The sequence below is a fragment of the Paenarthrobacter nicotinovorans genome (assembly GCF_007670255.1).
GTDB lineage: Bacteria > Actinomycetota > Actinomycetes > Actinomycetales > Micrococcaceae > Arthrobacter > Arthrobacter nicotinovorans_B.
In genome coordinates, this window is sequence record NZ_SZVS01000016.1 from 13,161 (window position 1) to 34,776 (window position 21,616).

Here is a 21,616-nt window from a genome sequence, read left to right on the forward strand (position 1 = left end):
GTCGCCCCACCTGACGTGGACTTCTTGCTTCATCGCCTTTCGTGCTCTCACTTTGGGAAGGGAGAAGGCGAACTTTCCAACCCTACATCTGGCGGGATGAAGGGTCGTACGCTGCGGAATGGATGCATGCTCATCCAGCGCCCGGGCGCCGGGTAGCAAAAGGGAGTCTGGGAGGCCGCGGAAAGCTGAACGGCAGGTGCCTCGCCTGGAATGTTAGAGGACTTCTGGCCGTGATTTAGTATGTCCATGATTTTCGAGCTCCTTGAGACCCTTGCGGCCATCGACCCCAACGAGCAGGCCCAGCGTGCTGCTGACGCAGCTTGGGAATCCGCGCGGTGGGCATTTTGGATGCTCTTGGTGACCGTCGGCCTCTTGGTTGGTGCATTCCTTGCCGCTCTGTACGCCAAGAGGACCTGGGAAGCCACGAATGCGCAGCTCAGTATGGCCCGCCGAATGGAGACTGAGCGTGAGGCCAGCAGCGTCTCGGCCTGGCTTCAGGACGCCAAAGGGAGCGACCCCGCTGTCGAAGTCTTCGTTCGCAATGGTAACGGCGGCCCTGTCTACGATGTCGAGTGCCGGATTCTGGCCAAGAGAGCAAATCTGACTATGCCCACAGATGTGGTCCGGACTCATTCGTATGTCGCGCTCGGACCAGAGGACATGCGGGCCACCGCAGTCAACTATGCCTTCAACATGTCTCCCAACGAATACGTCTTCAGTCATAAGGACCCTAAGGATGGTGTGCGGTACACGCGGAACAAGACAACCAGTGTGTTCTTTGAATCGGACAACGAATGGAAAGTTTGGGATGGCCGGCCCGGTACGGACGGCCTAGCAGTCGACCTGACTTTCAGAGACTCCGCAGGCCGTTCTTGGCGGCGGGACTGGCACGGTCAACTTGCCCAGATCCAAGGCGAGGAAAGCTAAGTAATCAGGGCAGTCACATGTCCAGCAAAGCCGCAGCGCGCTGGATGCTGCATCTTTCCAAACTGTCAGCCCGATAAGCTATAGCCTTCCAGGGGTCACGGGGACGCCCGTAAGCCAGTAAAGCTCCCCGAAAGACCCTGATAACTACCGAAGTGAGCGGGACGGACGGAACGCAGGAGCGGGACGGCAGCGAGAGCAGGTAGGCTCAGAGTAGGGTCGTCCCCTGTAAGTGTTGTGCTGGATAGTGCAGTGCTGGTGGGGGTGGCCCTACTTCTGTATTCACCAGCACTCGGCAGTGGAAAGGGCAATACAGAGGCATCAGCTCCGCTACTGAGCGGTTCCCGGTCGATAGGATGAGCTTTCGATACTCAACGACCCAGCCTCGACCCTGTCAGCAGCGAAGCGAGGAGTGTTCGTGGCCAGCAGCTTTACCGCCTCGCCCAGATCGAGGCCCTGTATCAGCATCAGTTGGACGTTAGACGTGACATTCTGAACAGCAAGCTGCTCCGCTTCCTCCCGCCGTGTCGAGAACGACTCGTCCGACTCACCGAGCTCTCTGCTCACGTTGGCAGATAGCTTTTGTAGTTCCGCGGCTACAAGTTTCGTGAGAACCGCAATATCCTCAAGCTCTTTCTGGGCTTGCTCTGCGGTGATATTTACCGCGTCGGCTGTGGCACCAGCCGCAACCCCGTGGGCCAGATCAATAGCTGTCGAGGGGTCGACGTCAGTGACTTTTGCGTCTTCGGGGGCGTGGTCACGCGGCACGCTGGACTTTCTCTGAGTTACGCGCTTCCAAATACTCTTAGCGGCCGCCTTCATCCAAGCTATGGCTCGGGGACGGCCAGTTTCGTCCCACCACAACCTAATCTGTGGCTTAGCTTCATCAGCCACATCCTTCAGGAACTGAACGAGAAGGTCCTGAAAGAATTCGCTCCATCGACCTGCGCGGCGGTTGTCTTCCGGCATTTGGTCAGCATGTTCATGCGGAGGCGTCGGCAGCGTCGGCTGATCTTCGCGGCTCAGGGGATCCCAACGGGTGCCCTGTCGGCCAAGGTACGTTACGTTCCACCAATCGTCGGGACCTTTACGGACCTGGTATTGAGTGGGCTCTTTTCGCGGTGATTCTGTCACGTCTGCCTCCCGGGGCTGTGTCGATGCATCGGGGCGTGAAACAACGTGCCGCCCAATGCTCTGATCATAGTTTCGCCTTTGAGAATCTACTGTCATACCGCATGATGCCTCTATGGGACTTAGGGACGGCGCGTCCAACGGGCTTCGCATGCGGCTTGAGGGTGTTGGAGTCAGACCGAATCTGGCTTTCGCGATTGGTCAGGTGGCCTACCTGCCAGAGAAGAAAATTCCCCAATGGATTGCACCACCAGTCGTGTCAAGGTCAGAGGTGACCTGGCTGGTGTCCGAATATGAGAAGCAACTTCGAGCGACGCCAGCAGGTCTGGCTTCGATCGCTTTGGTCCAGGGAATGTGCACAAGGATCTTTGGAACCAACGGAGAAGCCATGTTTGTGGGCTCCTATCCTGAGTTCTCCGAAGATCGTTGGCACGAGACGGTCCAGCAATTTCCCGAATACCGCGCCGCCTCGGAGATCCTCCACCACGCTGACTCTGGACTGGAAGTAGAAATGGCCAGCCCAAGCCGGACAACCGCGATACGTCCATGTGTGCGGATCCCTGAGATCTCAGAAGTGTTGGAGCTGTCAGCCTTCGAGGAACACCAGCAATCGATGGCGGCTATGTTCGTGGAAAACGGTGGAGAGCCGGACATCCTCTGGCCTTTGGTGGACCAGTATCTCCAGCCGATGATTTTCCGATACCCGTTGAGGTCCTACATGACCAGCGAAGACGTTTCCGGGGCCTGGCTTGTAGAACGATATGTTGCCTATGTTGCTAAGGGCTTCACCCTCGCTGAACTGTCGGACCAGTTCTTTTCTTCCGGTTCCATCGGCTCCTCCGAAAACGAGGCTTTCAAAGAGTTCATCTATACCGCTGTGGCGGATTTCTACGCCCTCATTATGTGCGCGATAGAAACCGCAGGAAGGGAACAGCTCGTCGCCATAGATGGAAACGCGGTCGAGCTTGACCCGCTGGAACTGATCAGATATTGCGCCATCCTCGACGAGGTCGTATCCGCGCATGACGCAAACGACCCGCTGCGCTTGATCTTCCGAGAAAGCTGAGATGCCCTACATAGAATCCCGGTCCCGGCCTACCAGTGAGGAAGCCCCGATAGTATTTAGGCTTCCGAAAGAAAGGGCATGGTCCATTGGGGGGAATGCATGGCTTCGGCCTGAAGGACAGGCCGCTGGCTGAGCTGTACCGGACGACTACTGGACCTGTGGCCTTCATTGATGAGTCCTATAGGGAACCCCTGCATACGGATGAACGGCCGTTCTATTCGATGTCGGCCGTCATCGTCGGCCGTGACCAGGGAGCCCTTGTCAGGGATGTCCTGATGGACATTCCGGGCAGCACCTACTGGCACACCACCGAGGCGTACCGAACCCCAGCAGGGAAACGGGTCATCAAGGAGATGATCGACTACATTGCCGGTGCTGCGGAGTACAACATCGTCACGGTGCAGACCCAGATCCGCAAAGACGACCCTTCCATGAAGACCGCACGGCATGAATGCCTGGGTGCTTTGACGAAGGAGCTCACGCGTGGTTCCGGCCCAAACGCTGTACGGCTCTTGGTGGTCGAGTCCCGCAATGCCCGTGCGCACCCGGGCGGAGACGCCGATGACGCCAACGTGCTCAAGCAGTTGCGTTCTGCCGGCAGTATCGATCGTCTCGTGCATGTCCATCACACGTCCCCGAGCAGGGAGCCGCTGTTGTGGGCGGCGGATCTGAGCGTGTGGGCGTTCCGTCGGAACTTGGCTGTCGGCGATAAGCAATGGTTCGAACCGTTGCAGGATATCTCCACGGTGTTGCACGTGGACGGCGCGGATGTGTCCGTTAAACGAAGCAACCCCCATCTGCCGCAGCAAAGTCCGGGGGTCCAGCAGACGGTCTCCCATGAATCCGGCCGTGGCCGGGGCAGAGGGCCCGCTGTTGCTTCTGGATCAAGTGTAGTGTTTGACGGCTCCGAAAGCGAAGCTCTGGCTCGGATTCGGCGCATCGCCGGGGCCGCTGGGAAGACCGTGGAGCAGGAGGTGACGTTGGCCGTGGCCACCAACGAACCCCGCCGCCTGGTCGCGGCCGCGAACGCCTACCTCAGGCAGTCACGCCAACCAGGTGCGCCCGCCAAACCGCGCACGGAAGAGGCCATCGCCCAAGCAGCTCAGACGATCATGAAGCCTGAAGGATCTCAGAAGGTCAAAGCCGCGTTGGAGCAGCTGCGCCAACAACGGGCGGTTGAGGCAGGGAATCGCAGCATAGATACAACGGCGCCGAAGCAGCAAAGTGTCCACCGTCCTGGACATCAGAGATAACCCGGATGGTGGACGCGCTACGAATCATTTGACCATCCTGGAGAGAGAAGAGCCCGGTCGCACAGGTATAACCCTGACTGGCCCGGACTCGGATAGAACCGTCATGAGCCAGGCCCTTGATTATGCCGAACTGGAACATGTAAACCGGGGTCAACGACTGGCGAAGGGGACGAAACATGAAAGCTCAATTTGCGGTATTCGCCATCTGTGCCGTACTTCTGGCTGGCTGTGCCTCGTCCCCGTCGGTTTCCCCAACCACAGCGGCACCTCAAAGTAATGACTACATGGCACCCCCGAACGCCACAAACCAGTCTGCAAGCGCTCCTGAACCCTCAGGACCGGGCACGTATTTGGTGGGTATCAAAGACGCAACGGTTCTCCTGCAAGTGCCGGCAGCGCAGCAACCTGATGCCGAAACCCTGGCCGTGCTTCAACTTATTGGCGTCGTGCCAGGCTCTTGGATTAGCGCCGATATAGACAACCGTAAGGGGCAGGATTCGGCCGTTCTCAACGTTGTAGCGCTGAGTACTCCGGAGGGTAAGCGCATTGAATACAAATCCCTGCCCGTGGTGTCTAACTCAATCCAAACGTCAGGCATGGCTTCCGATCTGCAGCGCCGTTACGTGACGTGGTCGAACGCGCAGCGATCATCAGCACACGCAGGAGAGCGAGTCACGGTGTGGCTAATGTCTACCGAACCGGCCCCGGGGGAATTTGTTCGTGTGGACGCGGCCTCGGGCACTGCTGGACCGAACACGAAAGCGGTGAAGCAATCGCCTTAGCCCTTTGAGATGCGAACACGGGCCACGTCCCCCACGATGGTTCTTGGTTCGGGCCTGATGTGGGTATGGATGACATTCAAGGAATAACTGTCAGTCTGAACCTCGCGACGGCTGTGCTGAAACTCGTTTCAAAGGTCGTGGAGGTGTTGGGGTACTGCCGCGCGTGGTGGATCGCCAAGCGAAAGCAGTGAGCGTGACCCCATGTGCCCGGCTATGGAGGTGGGTTGACCGTATCCAGCGGAGATTCGCCGACCGGTGGCTGCTTGCCTGGTCGAATGCTTCTTAAGAACGGACCACCGCCCCGGTTATCAGCGATAACCAGTGCGGTGGCCTCCACTCCCTTTGACGGGGAGAGGAACGAAGGGCCGGCAGAAGGTGGGAGGGCTGCCGGCCCTCCGAGACTAAGGATGGACCTCCATTTAGGCGGGAAGGTCTTCTGTGACGTAGTCGGCCACCGACCACGCCCCGTTGCTGCGCGTGAGGACCAGGAAGATGTTGCGTTTCCGTTTGTCCGCTTTCAGGTGCTTTCCGTCAGCGTCCCGCCACGTCCATGTGGCGGTGAAGTTCCGGTAGGCCACGTCCTCGGTGTCCGTGCCTTCCTCCCCGTCGATGGGTACGCCAGGGCCGATCGACGGTTCGGAGAACGCACCCAGCGGCGCCAGCTCCAGCCACAACGCCTGTGAAGCGTTCCGCTGTGGCTCCACTGTCCGCTTGGCCAGCTCCGGGATCATCAATGGATACGCACGGACCGCGGCTGCCGTTTCCGTCTTGTCGTTCGTGACGTCCCAGCGCGTGATGAGTTCGGCGAACGCGGCAGCTACTTTGTCCGGGTTCCTCCGGTCCACCTCGAGGAGCTGTTTCACCGTGACGTCCATGGCGGCCGGTTTCGGTGTCGCCGTCGCTGTCGGTGAGGGCGCTGACGGTTGGCTGCCCTGGCCGCACCCGGCCAGGGGCAGTGCCATTGCCAGAGCGATGACGGCGAGTGTCTTGGGGAGCCTCATAGAACGCCTTTGCCTTTCAGGATGGGTGTCGGGTCAATGGGTTTCACTTCGCCCAGCTTGGGATCCACCGCACCCAGCCGGGGATCCACCGGGGCGCCGGAGTACATTTCGAAATGCAGGTGCCGCCCTGCCACGTTTCCGGTCTCCCCCTCGGTACCAAGGGGTGTGCCGGCCGATACCGTGTCGCCTTCTTTTACGCGCAGCGATCCGGCGGCCATGTGCGAGTAGGTGGCCGTGAGTTTGCCGTCGAGGCTGACACCAGCGACCCAGGTTCCGCTGCTGGACTGCAGTTCGTGGGCGATGACGATCTTCATGTCCATCACGGCCAGCACGGTTCCGCCGGCCCCTGGGGTGGAGAAGTCGATGCCGTAGTGGAAGTTCCCGCCGATGTTCAGCGTCCCGGGAGGTGTCGGCCGTGGCCCGTACCCTGAGGTGAACGTCGACCCGGGCAGCGGGTGGGACCACTTGCCGGTCAGCGCACCAATTTCAACACCGCTGGCCGGGCAGGACTCGCCGTACTTGGTCTGGGCGGTGTCCATGATCTTGTCCACGTAAGCTCGAGTCTCCGCGTATGGCGGGATGCCCTTGTGGGTCTCGACCGCGCCGGGACCGGCGTTGTAACCGGCCAGGACGAGTTTGATGATGTCCTGGTTGCTTGTCTTGGCCAGCGGAAGCAGCTGCTTGACCAGCGCTGCCATGTACCGGCCTTGGGCGGCGATCGCGTGGGCCGGGTTCCGGATGTCACCGCCTTGGCCGTAGGTGGCCCACGTGCCGGGCATGAACTGTGCCAGACCCGATGCCCCGACTGGGGAGGTGACGTTGGGATTCCAGTTGCTTTCGGCCTCTAGCTGCGCGGCGAGGACCGACGCGGGCACACCGGCGACGCCGGCGGCCTTGGACACGAGTGGCCCCCAGCCGTTGGGTACTTCTTTCTCGTTGAAGGTCGTCCCGTTGACGTTCACGCACGCGGCCGCCTGCGCCGGGGAGGCGTTTCCTCCCACGGAGATCAGCGCAACACCGACCAGGCCGATGACCACCAGGATCGGCAGGGCCAGGACGAAGAGGACCTTACGCATCGGCCGGTTCCGCCTGGTTTTCCGTCTGGGCGCCGTCGGTGTTGGTTGTGTCTTCGTCCACGAACGCTTCGAAATCGTCGCTTTCGGTGTGGAGTTCCAATCCTTGGCTGGTCGAGTCGGCGTGGCTCTGGTTCTCCAGGCAGTACTTGAAGGTGCTGCGCTGTTTGAAGGTCTCCATTGTTGGCCACAGCCCGCGGCTGAACCATTCGGTCAGCTCAAAGCTTGGCTTCTTCGACTTCGCCCCGTAGGCGGCTTTGTGGGCCACCATCAGCGCGGTCAGCAGCTCCACCGCATCGGGGTGGCGGTACCAGCAGGCCGGGATCCAGCCTTCGGAGTTGGACCAGTGCCGGAGGATCCGGTTCTGCAGCCACACGACAAAGGTGTCCAGCTCCGCCCACAGTTCCTTGCGCTGCTCGGGCTTCAGTTCCTTCCAGAACCACGGACCACCAGCGGGATAACTGGTCAGTTCCTCGAACAGGTTCGCCGCGAGCTCTTCGACGCTGTCCAGCCGGTCCAGCACTTCGGGAAGGACATCCGCCAGGCCCGGTACTTCGCCTGTCAGTTCGCCCGTGGTGGTGTCCACCCCTGCCGGGACCGGTGCCGGGTGTTCGGGGAACGGTTCGCTGCTCATGAGGCGGCTGCCAGGTTCGCTTCGGCTTCGGTTTCCTTGGCTGCGGCCTGTGCTGCGGTCTCGGCGGTGATGCCTTCCTGTTTCAGGCACCACACGCGGGAGGCTTTGAACTTTGCGCTGTCGGGCCGTTCCCACCAAGGCACGACGTTGACGACGGCTTCAATCTCGCGGTACATCAGCAGGACCTTGCCCTGGGAGAGCTTGCGGATCTCATCGACGCGCATCTTCGTGTCGAGCTGCTTGGTCTTGGAGGTGCTGACCGAGGATACCCCGTCCTTGCCGGTCGAGGATGACGTGGAGGTGTGTTCGACCCAGTGTTTGCCGATCAGATCGGAAATCTTGGTCAGGAACTTCACGTCGGAGATGCCGCCGAAGATGGTTTTCGCTGCCGCGGAATCGAAGATCGTTTCCGCGCCTTCCTCGCCCCACCGGTTCACCAGCTGTGAGTAGGTCTGGACGAACACGGAGGTGTGGATGCCGTTGCCGCCACCTTCGGACATCAGCGACGGCAGGGAGGGAAGGGCGCAGGTGTTGGCCGCTTCGTCCAGGATCACGGACAGCGGAACGTTCAGTTTCCCGGAGGCCATGGACCCGGACTTGCGGATCGCTGCCTGGACGAGGGATTCGACCAGTGCGGTCACGATCGGTGCGGTGGAGGCGTTCATGGAGACGCGAGTGAGGCAGTACAGGCTGTTGGGTGCGTCGGTGAAGGTGTTCAGGTCGATGCCGGGATCGTCTTCGGTGGCGCACAGCATGGACAGAACGTTCTCGTTCTTCATCGGGCCGGTGATCTTACCCAGGGTGGTCTTGGTGTTACCGATGGTGTCTGGGTTGTTCTGCCGGCACCATTCATCCAGGTTCCCTGCCCAGGTCTTCACTGAGGGTGACTTGGAGCGGAGGATGTTGGCCGGTTCATGTTCGGCGAAGTTCTGCGACCAGCGGATCACGTCACGCATGGAGCCGCCGACTTTGAGCGCAGCGGCGTGCAGGAACGCTTCAAGGATCATCACGCACCCGGAATCGAAGTACCGGTCAGCTGAGGACGGGGCTCCGGTCCGTGGCATGGCGTTGACCATGGCCGCGGCCCGTTCGGAGGCCACCTGGGGGTCCTCGCAGCCACCAACCATGTGCCAGCGGATCTTGTGCGGGTACTGGCTCAGACCATCGAAGTCAGCGACGTACACCGTCCCCAGGTCCTTCCGCACACCGACAGTCAGGCGCAGCACGTCAGGACGGGTGCTGGTGGTGATTACGGCACCGGCAGCGTCAGCGACCATCCCGGCGACCATGTACGTGGTCTTTCCCCACTTCGGCGGTGCCACGGTGCAGGCCGTGTCTTCGGTGCGGATCGCGATCTCGGTGCCGTCGAGGACATACACCGCAGGGGCCAGGGAGGACTTCTCCGCGCCCTCGATGCGGGACTTGAGCCCTTTGGCGGTGCTCAGGCCTTTCTCGCCCGTCTTGGCCTTCCTGCGCCGGGCCCGGAGTGCTTTGAGGCCGAACAGGGCCCCGATGTAGGCGGCGATGAGCAGCACGACCAGGATGATCCAGACGGTGAGGGGCCAGCCCCACTGATCGGCGGGGTTGCCGTTCACGGCCACCGGAGTAGTGGCCCGTCCGGGGGCTATCAGCCCGATGATTGAGCCGAGGAGCGCCTTCCAGGTCTCCATCCAGTTGGCGAAGGCCAGGCCCGTCGTCCAGACCAGGGCCACGTGCCAGAGGCCGGCGGAGAGGATGGCGAGGACAATCAGTTCACGTTCGGTTTTCTTCACTGTTGAACCGGACGGGCTGTGCTTTTCTACGGTGATGTTCTCGCTCAAGGTCTTCCCCCTTTTAGGCCACGTCCGCGTACGCGGAGTCGGTTTCGCGTAGGGCCGAGTCGGTGTTGGTCATTTCCACTTCCCAGGCGGAGCGGACGTGCTCAATTTCCACTTCGGGTGCGTCCGCGCCGGACTTGAGCAGGTGGTGGCCGTTGCGCAGGACCATGATGTCGTCCGCGGAGTCCGGGTTCAGTCCGAACGTCCTGACACACCACTGGGCTGCCTCGGGCTTGTCCTGCCGGAAGATGTGCACTGTCTGGGCCTCTTCGATCACGGCCATGCCCGGGGATCCCGGGGGCACGTCGGTGGCGCCCTTGTGGATGTTGTAGATGTTCGACAACCCCAGGCCGCGGGAGAGCTTGATGTTGGAACGCTGCTGAACGGCCAGCGGGCCGCCCAGGATGTGGCCGGCCTCTTCGTTGATCACGTTGGTCCGGATGCCCCGGTATTCGGGGCGGCGGACCGTGCCCAGCAGCCACAAGTTCGCCAAGCCCATCACCATGGGAATGGCCGGACCGGTGTCCGGCAACTGGGAAATATCGAACGAGGTCAGGGTCTTGTTCAGCCGCACGTCCTTGGACGTTTCCCCGTCAAAGATCGACCCGTAGGTTTCCAGGAGTTCGTTGAAGCAGAACCGCATCGAGATGCCCGCTTCGTGGAGCCGTTCCAGCGTGGCCGTGCTCATGCCAGCCAGAGTGGGATCGGCGGGGTTGATGACGCCAAGAAGGTCGTGCAGGTCCGCCGTGGTCGGCGTCCTGCCGTCCTCGAAATTCTGCAACATGGTCCGGTACGCCAGACGCAGTGCTTTGCGTTCCCATTCGTCCGGACCGTGACCGTCACGGATCAGGGCCGGGATGGTGTTCAGGTAGACGAGCTGGTTGTTCAGGCCGTCATCGTTCACCCCCGAGATGGCGGGGTCCATGATGTTGAAGATGACACCAGTGCCGTCCATGCGGAACTTGATGTGGTCCCCGTCGAACTCCCGCACGATGGGTGAGTATTCACCCTCGCCCTTTTCGTTCTTCTTGTCGAAGATCACGGCGCGGCGGTGCCGCAGGATCAGCGGGCGGATCACGTACACCGTTTTGGTGTACGCGGACTTACCGGCTCCGACGTCACCGACCACCAGGACGTTCGTTGAGGTGATCCGTCGCGGGACGGAGTTGTAATCGGTGAATGGGTCCTTGCTGATGGCCGTCTGGGACAGCACGTCCCGGCCCGCGGCCACGCCTTCAACACCCGTGGGAGCGGCGATCAGGGCCGTGTTCAGGATCTCGGCCTGCCGGGTTGTCGTTGGAGCGCCCTGGAACGCCGGAGCGTAGAACCCGTTCTTGGCCTTGCGCTCGTTCACCCGCAACCGGGTGCCCTGCTCCGTGTACGGGGGCCACTCCCCCGACTCCAGGACCTGGACCTCTTCGATGACCGGAGCGGAGAACGTTCTGAGGATGCCGCCCACGATCGGCACCCGCTGGATCCAGGACCCCTTCGCGCCGGGACCATCGATAACGACTGTCTGTTCCGCTTCGGGAATCAGGGGAAAGCCCAGATCGCGGGATTCGGTGATGGCTTCCTTGCTGAGTTGTTCGACCGGGCCCATCAGGCCACCTTCTCTTCCTTCTCGCCACGTCCGGCCAGCTGGTTCATCATCTTGGCTCCAAGCGTCGGTGTCGCCGGACGGGTACCCCGGTAGATGGGCCACGTGGCCCCGGCGGCCGCGGACTGGTACGTGTCCAGCCATTCAAGTTTCTGGATCCCGGCCGACTGCCCGGCTGTTTCCTCCAGGCGCCGGGCGGCTTCGGTCAGGCCGGCCTGCGTTTGGGCGGAAATGGTGATGAAACCAACCCAGTTCACGCCATGCTGACCGGTTCCCGGCATCAGGTCAGAACCCCGTGCCCTTGCCGATTTCAGGTTCACGTCCGTTGCGGGGTCCACCAGTTGGCCCTTCTTCTGCTTGGCGATCACCGCGGCCATGTCCCGCACGACGTCTTTTGAGGCCAGCTGGCGTGCCTGCTCAGCGGGCACGGTTTCGAGCTGAAAGCTCAACGTCCGTGCCCCGGAGCCGGCGTTGTGCAGCAGCGACAGCAGCCAGTACGGGGTCCGTTCCCCCGTCTCCATGTTCTCGGCGGTGATCATCGCCGTCCGGTGACCCCAGACGACCTCTTCACCGGTGATCGGGTTGGTTCCTTTGACCCAGGTGGAGTTCCACTGGTCCTGGGACGGCAGGCCCATCTGATCGGCCTTGACCCCGGAAACCATCAGCGGCGGCCGCGACGGGTTTTGCTGGTGCAGCATCATGGCCACCACCGCGCGGGCCGTCAGCGGGCGCACCGTTCCGAGCTTCGCAGCCCGCAAAGCGCGGGCAAGGGAGGAAATTTCAGCGTCCATCAATCGCCGCCAGCCGTCCCGGCCCGCACCGTACCGGGCTGCCGTGGCGTAGAAATCCGGCATCAAAGGCCAGCGGCCGACCACCAAATGCCGCTGCACGAACGTGCCCCGGCCAGTCCGTTCAAGAACCTCCTGGTAAGAGCCAACGGCTTTAGGGTGGGCATCTGCGGCCAGGTGGTCCTGAACCCACGCTTCGTTCAACGCCAGATCCGGCGGAAGGACACGGGTGAGGCCCTGGACGCCGCTGACAAGTTTGGACGCCGGGGCGAACCCGGCCAACATCGAACCAAAGCCCGCCTGCGCCTGGTCCTGCTTGCGCTGGGACTCAGCACCGCGCAGCTGCCCGGAGACTTCGAACGCCACCGACAGATATGGTTGCTCCCCGATCGGCGCATGCCAGGCAATCCCGGGCTTCCCGGTCCGGGCATCAAGCCAGCCCATGCCATCGGCCCCGTCCGGACGGGACCGGACAGCGGCCATGATCCTGGTCTTTTCGCCCTTGCTCCTGGCCAGGTCCGCCAGAGCGCTGGCCTCCTCCCACGCAGCAGCGCTGTAAGGGATGAACCGGTCCGTGCCGTCCTTCTGCCGTTCCTTCCAACGAACCCGGCGCTTACGCCGCTCCCAGTAGGAGCCGCGGTGCGTGGAGGCCGTCGCCAAGTACACGACCACGGCGGCAAGCACGCCAGCTACCAGTCCCGGCCAGCCGGTGAACATCATGCCGAAGAAGCCGCCCACAACGCACACAGCCAAACCAACCAGCTGAGTCTTGGACTTGATGCCACCAAAGAAACTCCGGTGCCCCGATTCCCCACCAATGAATCGTGTCGCCATCGTTTATCCCTCGTACCGTTCGGTTTCGTCTTCCATTCCGCCCGCCGCGTACTCTCCCCCGGCCGCACCGAGACGGGTCGCCGCCTCACCGGCCTCCTTGGCCTTCTCCGCCGCCGCCATGGCACCTGCCGCAAGGAGCGTAGGAACACCAATCGCTGCGCCGACACCGGTCGATGACTCAGCAGCACCAGCCGCGGCCATGCCCTCAGCGCCTCCGGCGGCCGCACCACTGGAGCCAGCCCCAGCCCCGGCACCAACACTCGGCTTCGGGACCCCGGCGCCGGGCGTGGCACCAGCGCTGCCCGGTTCAGGCGAAGAGCCCGTAGTCGCTGCTGCAGGAGTACCAGGGGTGGATCCCGCATCGGCCGGTGAGCCGCCGTTCAATTCCCGGAGCTTACGGACAAGCGAGCCCTCATCCGGGGACAATGCCTGATCCTGGGAAGCCGATCTCTGACCTGCCGTCGATGAATCGCCGTCGGCCGGATCGCTCCCTGTAGAGTCGCCGCGGTTCATGTTTTTCGCGTCCCGCATGCTTTGAGGCCCATACTCCTTTTGCGGAGGCGTCAGCGAGGGGCCGTTCTGGCCAGCCGCACCCGCAGGCATGACCGGAGCGAACTTCAGCAACATCATGGGAGCCAACCCGGCGATCATCAACGCGATAAAGGACGCGATGATGTTCATCAGCGTTCCCAACCCATCGCTCCACTTCATCCAGGACGCCGACGCGGCAATCATGTTGTATGCAATGCCGAGCATGAAGAACAGAAGCGGATGGCAGGCAAGAATCCCGAACCACAACAGCGGAATCTTTCGGCCGAACGAGCCGTGCTTGGCCGACGTGAACCAGACCATGCCCAGCGGGGCCATAACGCCCGAGAAATACAGAGTCACCAACATCACGGCCAGCATGATCACAACCACGAACAGGCCAATGATCATGCAGACCATCAGCAGGATGCCGACGATCACCCCGCCCGGTATCGCGGCGGCGTCGGTTTTGAGCATCGAATCCATGGTTTCGAGCATCCGCTCGGACGAGGACACGATCCCCCAGTCGATAAGGCTGTCCGAAAGGGCACCCAGAGCCTTCACGATCATGACTCCGATCAGAGGCCCGAAAATAGCGCCGCCGAAGAACAAACCGGTCTTTGTCGTTAGGACCTCAAGGAATTCTTGGCCTGCCAGGGTGCCGCGGGCCACCGCGACAAACTGAAACAGCAGTAGGAAGCCCCACACGATAATCGAAAGGGCAAAGCTGATCGCATATGCCTTAATGAACCAGTCGGCTGTCAGATCCGGTTCTGTCGCGTGGGCCAGGGCCGGGACGAGGTCCTTCGCCAAGCCCTGCGCACCTGCGCGGGTGGCAGTGAAGATGGACCCCAAAGGATCAGCCGCGAAATTCACCGCACCGCTAATGGCATCAGCGGCAGGCTTAGCAGCGTTGGCGGCTCCCACGGCAGCATCAATCAAACCGCCTACAAGCCCTCCGCCATCCGGCTTATCTTCCATCGGAATCTGCATGAACATGGATCAGCACCCCCCGGAAAACGCGGAACCATCGGCGAATAGATCGTCAAGAGTCCGCTCGGTTCCGTCGCTGCGGACCTTCCACGTGTTCTCTTCCCAGACAACCGTGACGGTGGAAGCAATCTTCTGACCGGTCGGCTTTCCATTACGGACTTCGGTCCCGCCGACGGTAACGCGCACCATGTCGGCGGTCGATTCTTCGATTGCGAACCTTCCATCAGCGAAGTTCACGGATCCGGAATTAACCCCGGGAAGAGGCTTAGCTGCCGCCAAGTTCGCGGCCAAGTTCGCTACCGTCCCCGTTGCACCCTCCGCGAGGATGGTTCCCGACACCCTGGTCCCATCGGCAACGCTCGGGCGGGGGTACTGGGCGATCCACCGGAGGACGGCGGCCGCGAATCCAACCGCTCCTGCTTCAGTGTGCGGTGCTTCCTTCTGCGCCTTCAGAAGGCCGGTGGCGTCGTTGGACTTGCCTGCGAGGCAGCCGTTGGGTGTGGTGGCGACGTCGCTGGTCGCGGACGGTGCCGCTGCAGGTCCGCTGGTTTGCGGGTTGGCCTGGTACCAAGCGGCCACTCCCCCAACCAGAGCGATTATTGCAGCGGCGGCAACAACGATCCATGCCCAGCGCGGGAATCCGCGCCGGGCAGTGATAGTCGAGCTACGGCGAACCATTAGCCCGCCACCGCGAGGATTGCCCCGACGACGACCGCGAAACCTGCCAAGAAGGCCAGACCAATGCCAGCTCCTCCGGCCTTCTTTTTACCCTCCGCGTGGGCGTGGGGGTTGTTGGCATCAGCTTTGGCCATGGCCACCAGGCCGATAATCAGGTAAACGCCGGCGATGATGATGGCCAGACCCCAGAGCACAGCGAACAGGCGCTGCCACCACTCGGTGAATCGTCCGCCCAGGGACGTGAAGTCAGGGATGCCGGGAAAGGGGTTGTCGATCATCGGTACCGGGCCGGCCTGAATGATGGCGGAGGGGTCCACGGTCGTTGACAGTTCTGCCAAGGTCGAAAGAATGACGCTCATCGGTTCTGATCCTTCTCAAAGACGTTCTGGTTGGTTTGGGCGACAACGCCAGCAGCGATGGCCGTCAAGGCCTGCCGGGTGGCCGGGGCTAGCTTGGAGAGCGTGAGCGCACCGCGTTCAGCTACATGGGAGTCGTAGGGAACCGAGTAGATGTGATCCTCAGCGATGCCCTTGTCCATGAACTGCTTCTTCAATTTCGAGGGTTTGAACTCGGGGCGTCCGTCGGACATCATCACCACGATCGCGCTCCGTGCCAGGCGGGCGGCGTCCTCGCCCTGGTGCTCCAGAAACTCCAGCAGTTCAAGGGCTTCGGACACAGCGTCCTGAGCCAGCATGGTGGGGATAACGAGTACGTCAGCTACCTCCACGGCAGCGCCGAACGGGCCGGAGCTGTACTGGTTGCCTGTGTCCATCACGCGGATCGTGAAGTGCTCGTCGACGATCGACGCAACCTTGAGGACGTTTTCCTTGGTCAGCGGCGGCCGCCACTTTGGTGTGGAGCCGATCACCGAGGCAAAGCTTGTCTGTGTCACGGTGTAACCCCGGAGCTGTGACTGTGTACGAACATCCGAGATGTTGGCGACCAGTTCACCCATGCCCAACTGAGGATCGCCTTCAGCGCGATAGGCCAGCTGGCCCTTGTCGTCCGAAGTCTCCAGGATCGCCACCGATCCACCCCGGATCGCCGCGAGAACTCCGCCAAGAAGGATCGAAAGCGGGGTTTTGCCGGCTGTGCCCTTCTTGTTGGCCACGAGCAGTCCGACAGCCCGTGTCCAGCTGGACTGTCGGATCAGATCCTCAAAGCCGCTCTGGGACGCCGCGAGGTCCCGTGCGGCCAGTTCCTTGGCCGACGGGGCAAGCTTCAACAACCCACCGAAGATCTGATTCAGGAAACCGTTGAAGCCTTCCTTCGCTGGGGCCGCCGGTTCAGCGTCCTCATCATCTGAGTCCGGCGTCGGTACCCGTTCGGATGCCGACGTCTGGACAGTCGAAGTCGCGTGCTTCGTCTTGGGCCCCCGAGTCGGAGCTGGGTCCCCCACCTCGTCCGGTTCGATAAAAGGGTCCGCAGGTTCCTCAAGAGCCTCGGTTGCCACGGACACCGGATCCGGCCGTTCTTCTGTTTCTACATACATGCCCGAGCGTCGAGCACCCGGAAAATTCAACTCTGTCATTGGAAAGGTCCCACCTTCCTAGTTCCCCAAACAAGGCTCAAATTAGCCCTGCACCTTACAAACACAGCTGTCTCCACCCGTACCAGCGAGGCCAGACAAAATGTCCATCGAGTGGAACTGTCGCGCGGCCGATTGTGCCCGAGACCGCCTGCTTTCGCATGTCACACCAGTCATAAGTGACAGGTTTCACGAGTCTGTGACGGATTTCGTCAATCAGACTCACTTAGACCATAGCGCATACTTTAACTATGCACTATGGTCTAATCATGATCACCTTGAATAAGTTGCGGCATGATAGAACCCATGCCCCGCTACGTCCGCCCCGATGTACCCACCTCCCTGGAGGCGGCCATTGACGCGTTCGGCGGCAACCATGCCAAGGTTGCCGTTCTTGGTTTCCTGGCCGAGCATGGGCCAGCCACCGCTGCGGAAGTCGCGGAAGGAACGGGACTAGGACGCCCCACGGTCAAGGCACACCTGTATCAACTCGCGGATACGGGAACGGTCACAGCCGACCCACCAAAAAGCCTTCGAGTGGAAGATAGACTCGGCAAGCGAGTTCGGTATGCGATTGTTCGCGAGGAGATCGTGAAGCACTACGAAGCTCTCGGCCGCGCCTTAAAGCTTCTGGAGTAGCCGCCAGCTTTCCCAAGTGCATCGTTAAACTGCGCGCCGCTAGCGTGTCGCTCTCCATTTCGGTCTACATACATCATTAGATTTAGGGCATGGCTGACCGACTCCCGTGGGGTACCCGGAAAGAGCCCGTCCGGCTGGGATGGGCGATTGAACGAGCGCATAAGAAGCGTCTCGATGCCCTGGCAAAGAGAGCAGGCGTTTCCAGCGCGGTGTTCTTGGAAGCCATGATCGACCACGTAGACGCGGAAGCGACACCCGAAGGACTGCCAACCTGGTGGTCTCAACAAAAGGGAGTACTGCCCATCACCGCAGCTTAAATGAAGAACGGCTCGCACTAGGCGAGCCGTTTCCAAGTATTCAAGTTCAGATCGAGTTCTTGGCGGGACCAAAATCTGAACTTTTTCGAAGCTTCCTCTAACGAGGACGCTCCCTTTTTCACACCCTTCGCAGAAAGGTCTTGTCTCCCCTATGGTACCGGCACCTTTGCCGTCGTCAATGCACACCCCCGTGCGTGTTTCCTGTCAAGCTACAGAGGACGAAGGCCCAAAGCGTCTGCTCCTGTCTTCAGACAACGTCGTAGCACTCGGGGCTGACCTCCCAGAACCCAAAGTCAACGCCCCAGCTAACGCCAGCTCTGCCCCTTTGCGGAAGCGCCGCAAGGGGCGACCTGAAAAACACAAGCCGCGGCGCGTACGAAAGGCCAAGGAGCGCAGCAACCGTGCCGTGTGGTCCGTCGTACCTGATGGATACAAGCCCGCACGACACATCATCCGATGGCTCCGCAGCATCCAGAACATTCCCGAGTACCAGCTGGCCCGGAAGGACCTCAAAGCCAACATCTGGCGCTTTGTCAACGCTCTCGCGCAATGCCCCGGGTTTGACCCCGCCAGCATGACCATGATGCCCCTCTGGCAGCGCCTCCAGGAACGCTTCGGGTTTCCTCAGAAAAGCATCTCAAACTACTTCCGGCGGCTTCGCGATTGGAGAGCCCTCGCAGTGGTGGCCACAGGCCGCACAGCAGAGTTCACACCTAAGTCCAGCGGACGCACTGACAATGAAGCGGCCATCTACGTCCTCCTGGAGCCGCTGGATGCAGGCCAGACAGAGGATGTGGAAAAAAGTAGCGTACCGGTGCCCACTAGGGCTGTTAATAACCCCCCGCACGCGCGGGAGGACGAAAGTTCAAAACTTCAAACGGAAGCGGCTCCGCCGCTCACTTCTTCAAAACGCGCCGCACAGCGTCGCGTCATCAATCACCAACTCGCCAATCGACAAGAACCTTTTTGGGATCCTCATGCGACGACAAACGCCAAGAACAAGCGTGAGCGCCGCGAGGCCGAGCGTCTAGCCTCCTTAGAGATCCAATTTAGGTCTTTATCGCTACGTCGCATCTCGACGGCGCACGTGGCCGCCATCTGCCGGCCGTTCTTCCGAGCAGATTGGACTGTTAGCGACATTCTCCACGCCATCTTCTGGAGACCAAACACTGATGCGAAGTATCACCATGACGCCGATACTGGCGTCGAAAACGTGGGAGCCTGGCTCAAGCACCGCCTCGCCAAATGGATCCGCCCCGATGGAGGTTTTTACCGCTCTCCCAGCCAAAAGCAGGCTGCGGCACAGGTGCAGCGTGCTGCCGAGCAACGAGCTGCTGAGGAACGCCGCAGCCGCGAACGGGCTGAACGAAACCAGTACACTCCCCCAGCTGGTGGTTGGCGGGCCTTACTTGCCCAGCACCAATCTGCTGCTCAGATGAGTTAGGCACCGACTTCAATGCACTCATCTTGTTCGTCGCTTGTAGCAGAGACTCCGCGCAGGTCTTGCGGCCGCTTTGTGGCACCACTGGCCCATGTGCCTCAATTTACCCCCAATACTGGCATTACAAGCAATGCCAGTATTGGTGCCTTTGAGGGAATTACTGTCAATAACAGCAATGCCAGTTTTGCTGTCTTTGACATCGTTACTGGCAAAAATAGCAGCGACACGATGCAAGTAACGATAGCAATGACAGTAAAGACAGTAGGGTAGGCGCTATGACTACTAATCAGCCCTTCGACCGGACCGGCCTGGACAGGGTCTGCGCGTTCGTCAACGGCAAGGGTGGCGTTCTGAAAACCACACTGACAGCCAACCTTGGCGGTCTCTTGGCGGTTTCTGGATGGCGCGTCCTGCTTGTCGACTTTGATCCCCAAGGTAACCTCGGGCTTGATCTGGGATACAGGCACACGTCGACAGATGATGACGGCCTGGGTATGGCGCAAAGTCTCATGTTCGGTGCTCCGTTAACGCCGGTCAAGGATGTTCGTCCGAATCTTGATGTCGTACCGGGCGGGTCACACCTGGACCAGGCAGCAGCCGGCCTGGTATCGCTTGCCGGCAAAGATGGTCGCAAGGCCAAGCTGGCATTGGCGGCCGCCTTGGCGCTGGTGGCGGACCAATACGACATCATCTTCATTGACTGCCCGCCAGGGAATGAACCTCTGCAATTGGCGGCCCTTGGCGCAGCCGCGCAAATCATCGTTCCCACCAAGACGGATCGGGGAGGGCGTGAGGGACTGTTAGGCGTGGCAAAGCGACTGGACTCAGTTATTGACGTCAACCCTGGTATCGACCTTTTAGGGGTCATCATCGCGGCGACTTCTTCTTCAGCGAGGACCGTGCAGCGTACCGTCCGTGAGGCCATCGTTGAGGCTTTCGGCAGCGAAGAAGTGCTCTTTGAGAATATGGTCCGCCACGCGGAATCGCCCGCGCAGGCAGTCCGCGAACGGGGTGTTCTTGTCCATGAGCTGGAAGAACAGGTCAACGCCGGCCCTAAGTGGTACGAGGTTCTGCGGGGGACGGCCAAAGTAGAAGCGAGTCAACCACGCTCCGCGGGCAACGTGGCGGAGGACCTCCATCGCGTGGCACAAGAGCTAGTCGCCCGATTGGAAGCCGCAGAACAAAGGAGCGTCGTCTCATGAGCCAGAAACGTGAACCCATCGGGCCTCCACCTCGCAGGCCGGCCGCGGGGGTCCAGAACTTGATTAGAGCCAATAGGCCAGCACAAGAGTCTCCCGAACGGCAGGATGAGGTGCTGCAGCCCCGAATAGGGGAGACCAAACAGGTCACCTTCTACATGCCGTTGATCGATCGGCAGCGTGCCAAGGCCGCATACCAGGCCACTAGTGGTCAAGAGATGGATGTGTCGTGGTCTGAGTTCATTACCCGCGCCGTGATGAATGAAGTGCTTCGTCGAGAGCGGGTCTACAACGAAGGGGAGCAGTTCCCCGGTGGTACCCGAAAGCTCGCGCCCGGGCGGAAGCTGGCTCCTTGAACTAACGTCAATACAACCATTGACAGTATTGCAAGTAGAATGGAAAGAATCTGAGTGTCTATATCAACGCTTTCGCGAAAGCTGCTTTGGGGCAACGCGGCCAACCATTGTTCCTGGCCCAGTTGCCGCAGGCCGCTTGCACAGGAGCTTGAGCAGACAACCGGCTCCATCGTGGTCGGCGAGGAGGCGCATATCGTCGCGAGAGAGCCTGACGGGCCACGCGGCGAATCCTCGCTGACTGCGGCAGAGCGCGATCATTACAGCAATCTAATTCTGCTTTGCCCCACTGATCACACGCTCATCGACAAGGCTCCCGAGGATCACACAGTGGAGTCTTTGCTGAAGATCAAGGAAGACCACGAAGCGTGGGTACTAGCTTCGTTGGGGACCAAGGCCGATGAGGACGACGTCCGCTGGGCAAAAATTGTTGACCAACTGCCTGCCAAGCTCGGACTGGATACTTGGGCGCGCGAGGTCAGCCCATTCTTCGACGGGAGCCCGATGAGCTTGGCCGTTGTCACTGAAGAGAGGCTTCGCGAGTGCGCGTTGTGGATTGCGACGCGACCCATGCCGCCAGGACGGCCGCGGCTCAAAGCTGCGATTGCCAATATCGGGCTCTTCTTGAACGAATTGCTCAATGAGTTCAACGTGTATGCAGAGCTCACTCCGAGCGGAAACCGGCGCATATATCCAGCGTTTTACCGGATCCCCAACTGGGATCCCGAGCTCTACAACGCTCTACTGGCGAAGTACAAAGATCGCCGTGCATACCTTTCAGACCTCGCCCTCGAAATCACGCGCTACATCAATCTGTTTGGAGACCTGGTCCGGGAGAGTTTAGACCCCTTCTTCCGCCAGGAAGAAGGGCACCTTACGGTCTTCGCTGAAGGTAGGCTACCGCTGCAGTACAACGCTCACATACCTCAGTTCTCGCTGGATGATTTGGAAGGTGCACTCGGAGCAGAGCCCCTAGGTACGTTTGGAGAATCCCGCTCGTCTCGGAACCCACGGTTCACCTGGTGAGAGCAGTAAGGGAA

Annotated in this window: 20 protein-coding genes; 9 read left to right on the forward strand and 11 right to left on the reverse strand. The window is 60.9% G+C overall.

Annotation, left to right across the window (positions count from 1 at the left end; genetic code table 11):
- The first annotated feature begins 246 nt into the window (after positions 1-246).
- A complete protein-coding gene (locus FDP28_RS19165) occupies positions 247-927 on the forward strand; it encodes a hypothetical protein (RefSeq protein WP_144663199.1) in 681 nt (226 codons plus the stop codon).
- Between the two features lie 327 nt (positions 928-1,254).
- Here FDP28_RS19165 and FDP28_RS19170 read toward each other — a convergent pair whose 3' ends face one another.
- A complete protein-coding gene (locus tag FDP28_RS19170; RefSeq protein WP_144663200.1) occupies positions 1,255-1,893 on the reverse strand; it encodes a hypothetical protein in 639 nt (212 codons plus the stop codon).
- Between the two features lie 277 nt (positions 1,894-2,170).
- Here FDP28_RS19170 and FDP28_RS19175 point away from each other — a divergent pair, with 277 nt between their 5' ends.
- On the forward strand, positions 2,171-3,121 hold the full coding sequence (locus FDP28_RS19175; RefSeq protein WP_144663201.1) for a hypothetical protein: 951 nt from the start codon (positions 2,171-2,173) through the stop codon (positions 3,119-3,121).
- A gap of 86 nt (positions 3,122-3,207) precedes the next feature.
- Positions 3,208-4,374 (forward strand): hypothetical protein, encoded by a 1,167-nt coding sequence (locus tag FDP28_RS19180; protein ID WP_144663202.1) that lies wholly within the window; start codon positions 3,208-3,210, stop codon positions 4,372-4,374.
- A 1,201-nt stretch (positions 4,375-5,575) separates the two neighbouring features.
- On the opposite strand, the gene FDP28_RS19185 is transcribed toward FDP28_RS19180, so the two are convergent.
- The 10 genes from FDP28_RS19185 to FDP28_RS19230 are packed head-to-tail and all read right to left on the reverse strand — an operon-like array spanning position 5,576 to position 16,630.
- A complete protein-coding gene (locus FDP28_RS19185) occupies positions 5,576-6,157 on the reverse strand; it encodes a hypothetical protein (RefSeq protein ID WP_144663203.1) in 582 nt (193 codons plus the stop codon).
- Positions 6,154-7,233 (reverse strand): peptidoglycan DD-metalloendopeptidase family protein, encoded by a 1,080-nt coding sequence (locus FDP28_RS19190; protein ID WP_144663204.1) that lies wholly within the window; start codon positions 7,231-7,233, stop codon positions 6,154-6,156. Before FDP28_RS19190 ends, FDP28_RS19185 begins: the two co-directional genes overlap by 4 nt.
- On the reverse strand, positions 7,226-7,864 hold the full coding sequence (locus FDP28_RS19195) for a hypothetical protein (protein WP_144663205.1): 639 nt from the start codon (positions 7,862-7,864) through the stop codon (positions 7,226-7,228). The genes FDP28_RS19190 and FDP28_RS19195 overlap by 8 nt, the downstream gene beginning before the upstream one ends.
- The gene (locus FDP28_RS19200; protein ID WP_144663206.1) at positions 7,861-9,684 is read right to left on the reverse strand and encodes a type IV secretory system conjugative DNA transfer family protein; all 1,824 of its coding nucleotides are present in this window, start codon (positions 9,682-9,684) and stop codon (positions 7,861-7,863) included. The genes FDP28_RS19195 and FDP28_RS19200 overlap by 4 nt, the downstream gene beginning before the upstream one ends.
- 13 nt (positions 9,685-9,697) lie before the next feature.
- Positions 9,698-11,281 (reverse strand): ATP/GTP-binding protein, encoded by a 1,584-nt coding sequence (locus FDP28_RS19205; RefSeq protein WP_144663207.1) that lies wholly within the window; start codon positions 11,279-11,281, stop codon positions 9,698-9,700.
- On the reverse strand, positions 11,281-12,900 hold the full coding sequence (locus FDP28_RS19210) for a hypothetical protein (protein WP_144663208.1): 1,620 nt from the start codon (positions 12,898-12,900) through the stop codon (positions 11,281-11,283). Before FDP28_RS19210 ends, FDP28_RS19205 begins: the two co-directional genes overlap by 1 nt.
- A gap of 3 nt (positions 12,901-12,903) precedes the next feature.
- Positions 12,904-14,427, reverse strand: a complete 1,524-nt coding sequence (locus FDP28_RS19215; RefSeq protein ID WP_144663209.1) for a hypothetical protein — start codon at positions 14,425-14,427, stop codon at positions 12,904-12,906.
- Between the two features lie 3 nt (positions 14,428-14,430).
- Positions 14,431-15,099: a hypothetical protein gene (locus FDP28_RS19220; RefSeq protein ID WP_144663210.1), complete on the reverse strand. Its 669-nt coding sequence runs from the start codon at positions 15,097-15,099 to the stop codon at positions 14,431-14,433.
- Positions 15,099-15,458, reverse strand: a complete 360-nt coding sequence (locus FDP28_RS19225; RefSeq protein WP_260842542.1) for a hypothetical protein — start codon at positions 15,456-15,458, stop codon at positions 15,099-15,101. Before FDP28_RS19225 ends, FDP28_RS19220 begins: the two co-directional genes overlap by 1 nt.
- Positions 15,455-16,630 carry a MinD/ParA family ATP-binding protein gene (locus tag FDP28_RS19230; protein WP_144663211.1) on the reverse strand — a complete coding sequence of 392 codons (1,176 nt, stop codon included), beginning with the start codon at positions 16,628-16,630 and terminating at the stop codon, positions 15,455-15,457. The genes FDP28_RS19225 and FDP28_RS19230 overlap by 4 nt, the downstream gene beginning before the upstream one ends.
- A 303-nt stretch (positions 16,631-16,933) precedes the next feature.
- Here FDP28_RS19230 and FDP28_RS19235 point away from each other — a divergent pair, with 303 nt between their 5' ends.
- From FDP28_RS19235 to FDP28_RS19255, 6 genes are all read left to right on the forward strand, one after another.
- Positions 16,934-17,266, forward strand: a complete 333-nt coding sequence (locus FDP28_RS19235) for an ArsR/SmtB family transcription factor (RefSeq protein WP_222120660.1) — start codon at positions 16,934-16,936, stop codon at positions 17,264-17,266.
- A gap of 89 nt (positions 17,267-17,355) precedes the next feature.
- Positions 17,356-17,583 (forward strand): hypothetical protein, encoded by a 228-nt coding sequence (locus tag FDP28_RS19240; RefSeq protein WP_144663213.1) that lies wholly within the window; start codon positions 17,356-17,358, stop codon positions 17,581-17,583.
- 406 nt (positions 17,584-17,989) lie between these two features.
- On the forward strand, positions 17,990-19,027 hold the full coding sequence (locus tag FDP28_RS19245; RefSeq protein ID WP_144663214.1) for a hypothetical protein: 1,038 nt from the start codon (positions 17,990-17,992) through the stop codon (positions 19,025-19,027).
- 272 nt (positions 19,028-19,299) lie between these two features.
- On the forward strand, positions 19,300-20,226 hold the full coding sequence (locus FDP28_RS19250; RefSeq protein ID WP_144663215.1) for a ParA family protein: 927 nt from the start codon (positions 19,300-19,302) through the stop codon (positions 20,224-20,226).
- Complete coding sequence (locus FDP28_RS20640) at positions 20,223-20,579, forward strand: ParB family protein (protein WP_186313723.1); 357 nt, start codon at positions 20,223-20,225, stop codon at positions 20,577-20,579. The genes FDP28_RS19250 and FDP28_RS20640 overlap by 4 nt, the downstream gene beginning before the upstream one ends.
- A 171-nt stretch (positions 20,580-20,750) precedes the next feature.
- Positions 20,751-21,602 (forward strand): hypothetical protein, encoded by an 852-nt coding sequence (locus FDP28_RS19255; protein WP_144663216.1) that lies wholly within the window; start codon positions 20,751-20,753, stop codon positions 21,600-21,602.
- Positions 21,603-21,616 lie beyond the last annotated feature (14 nt).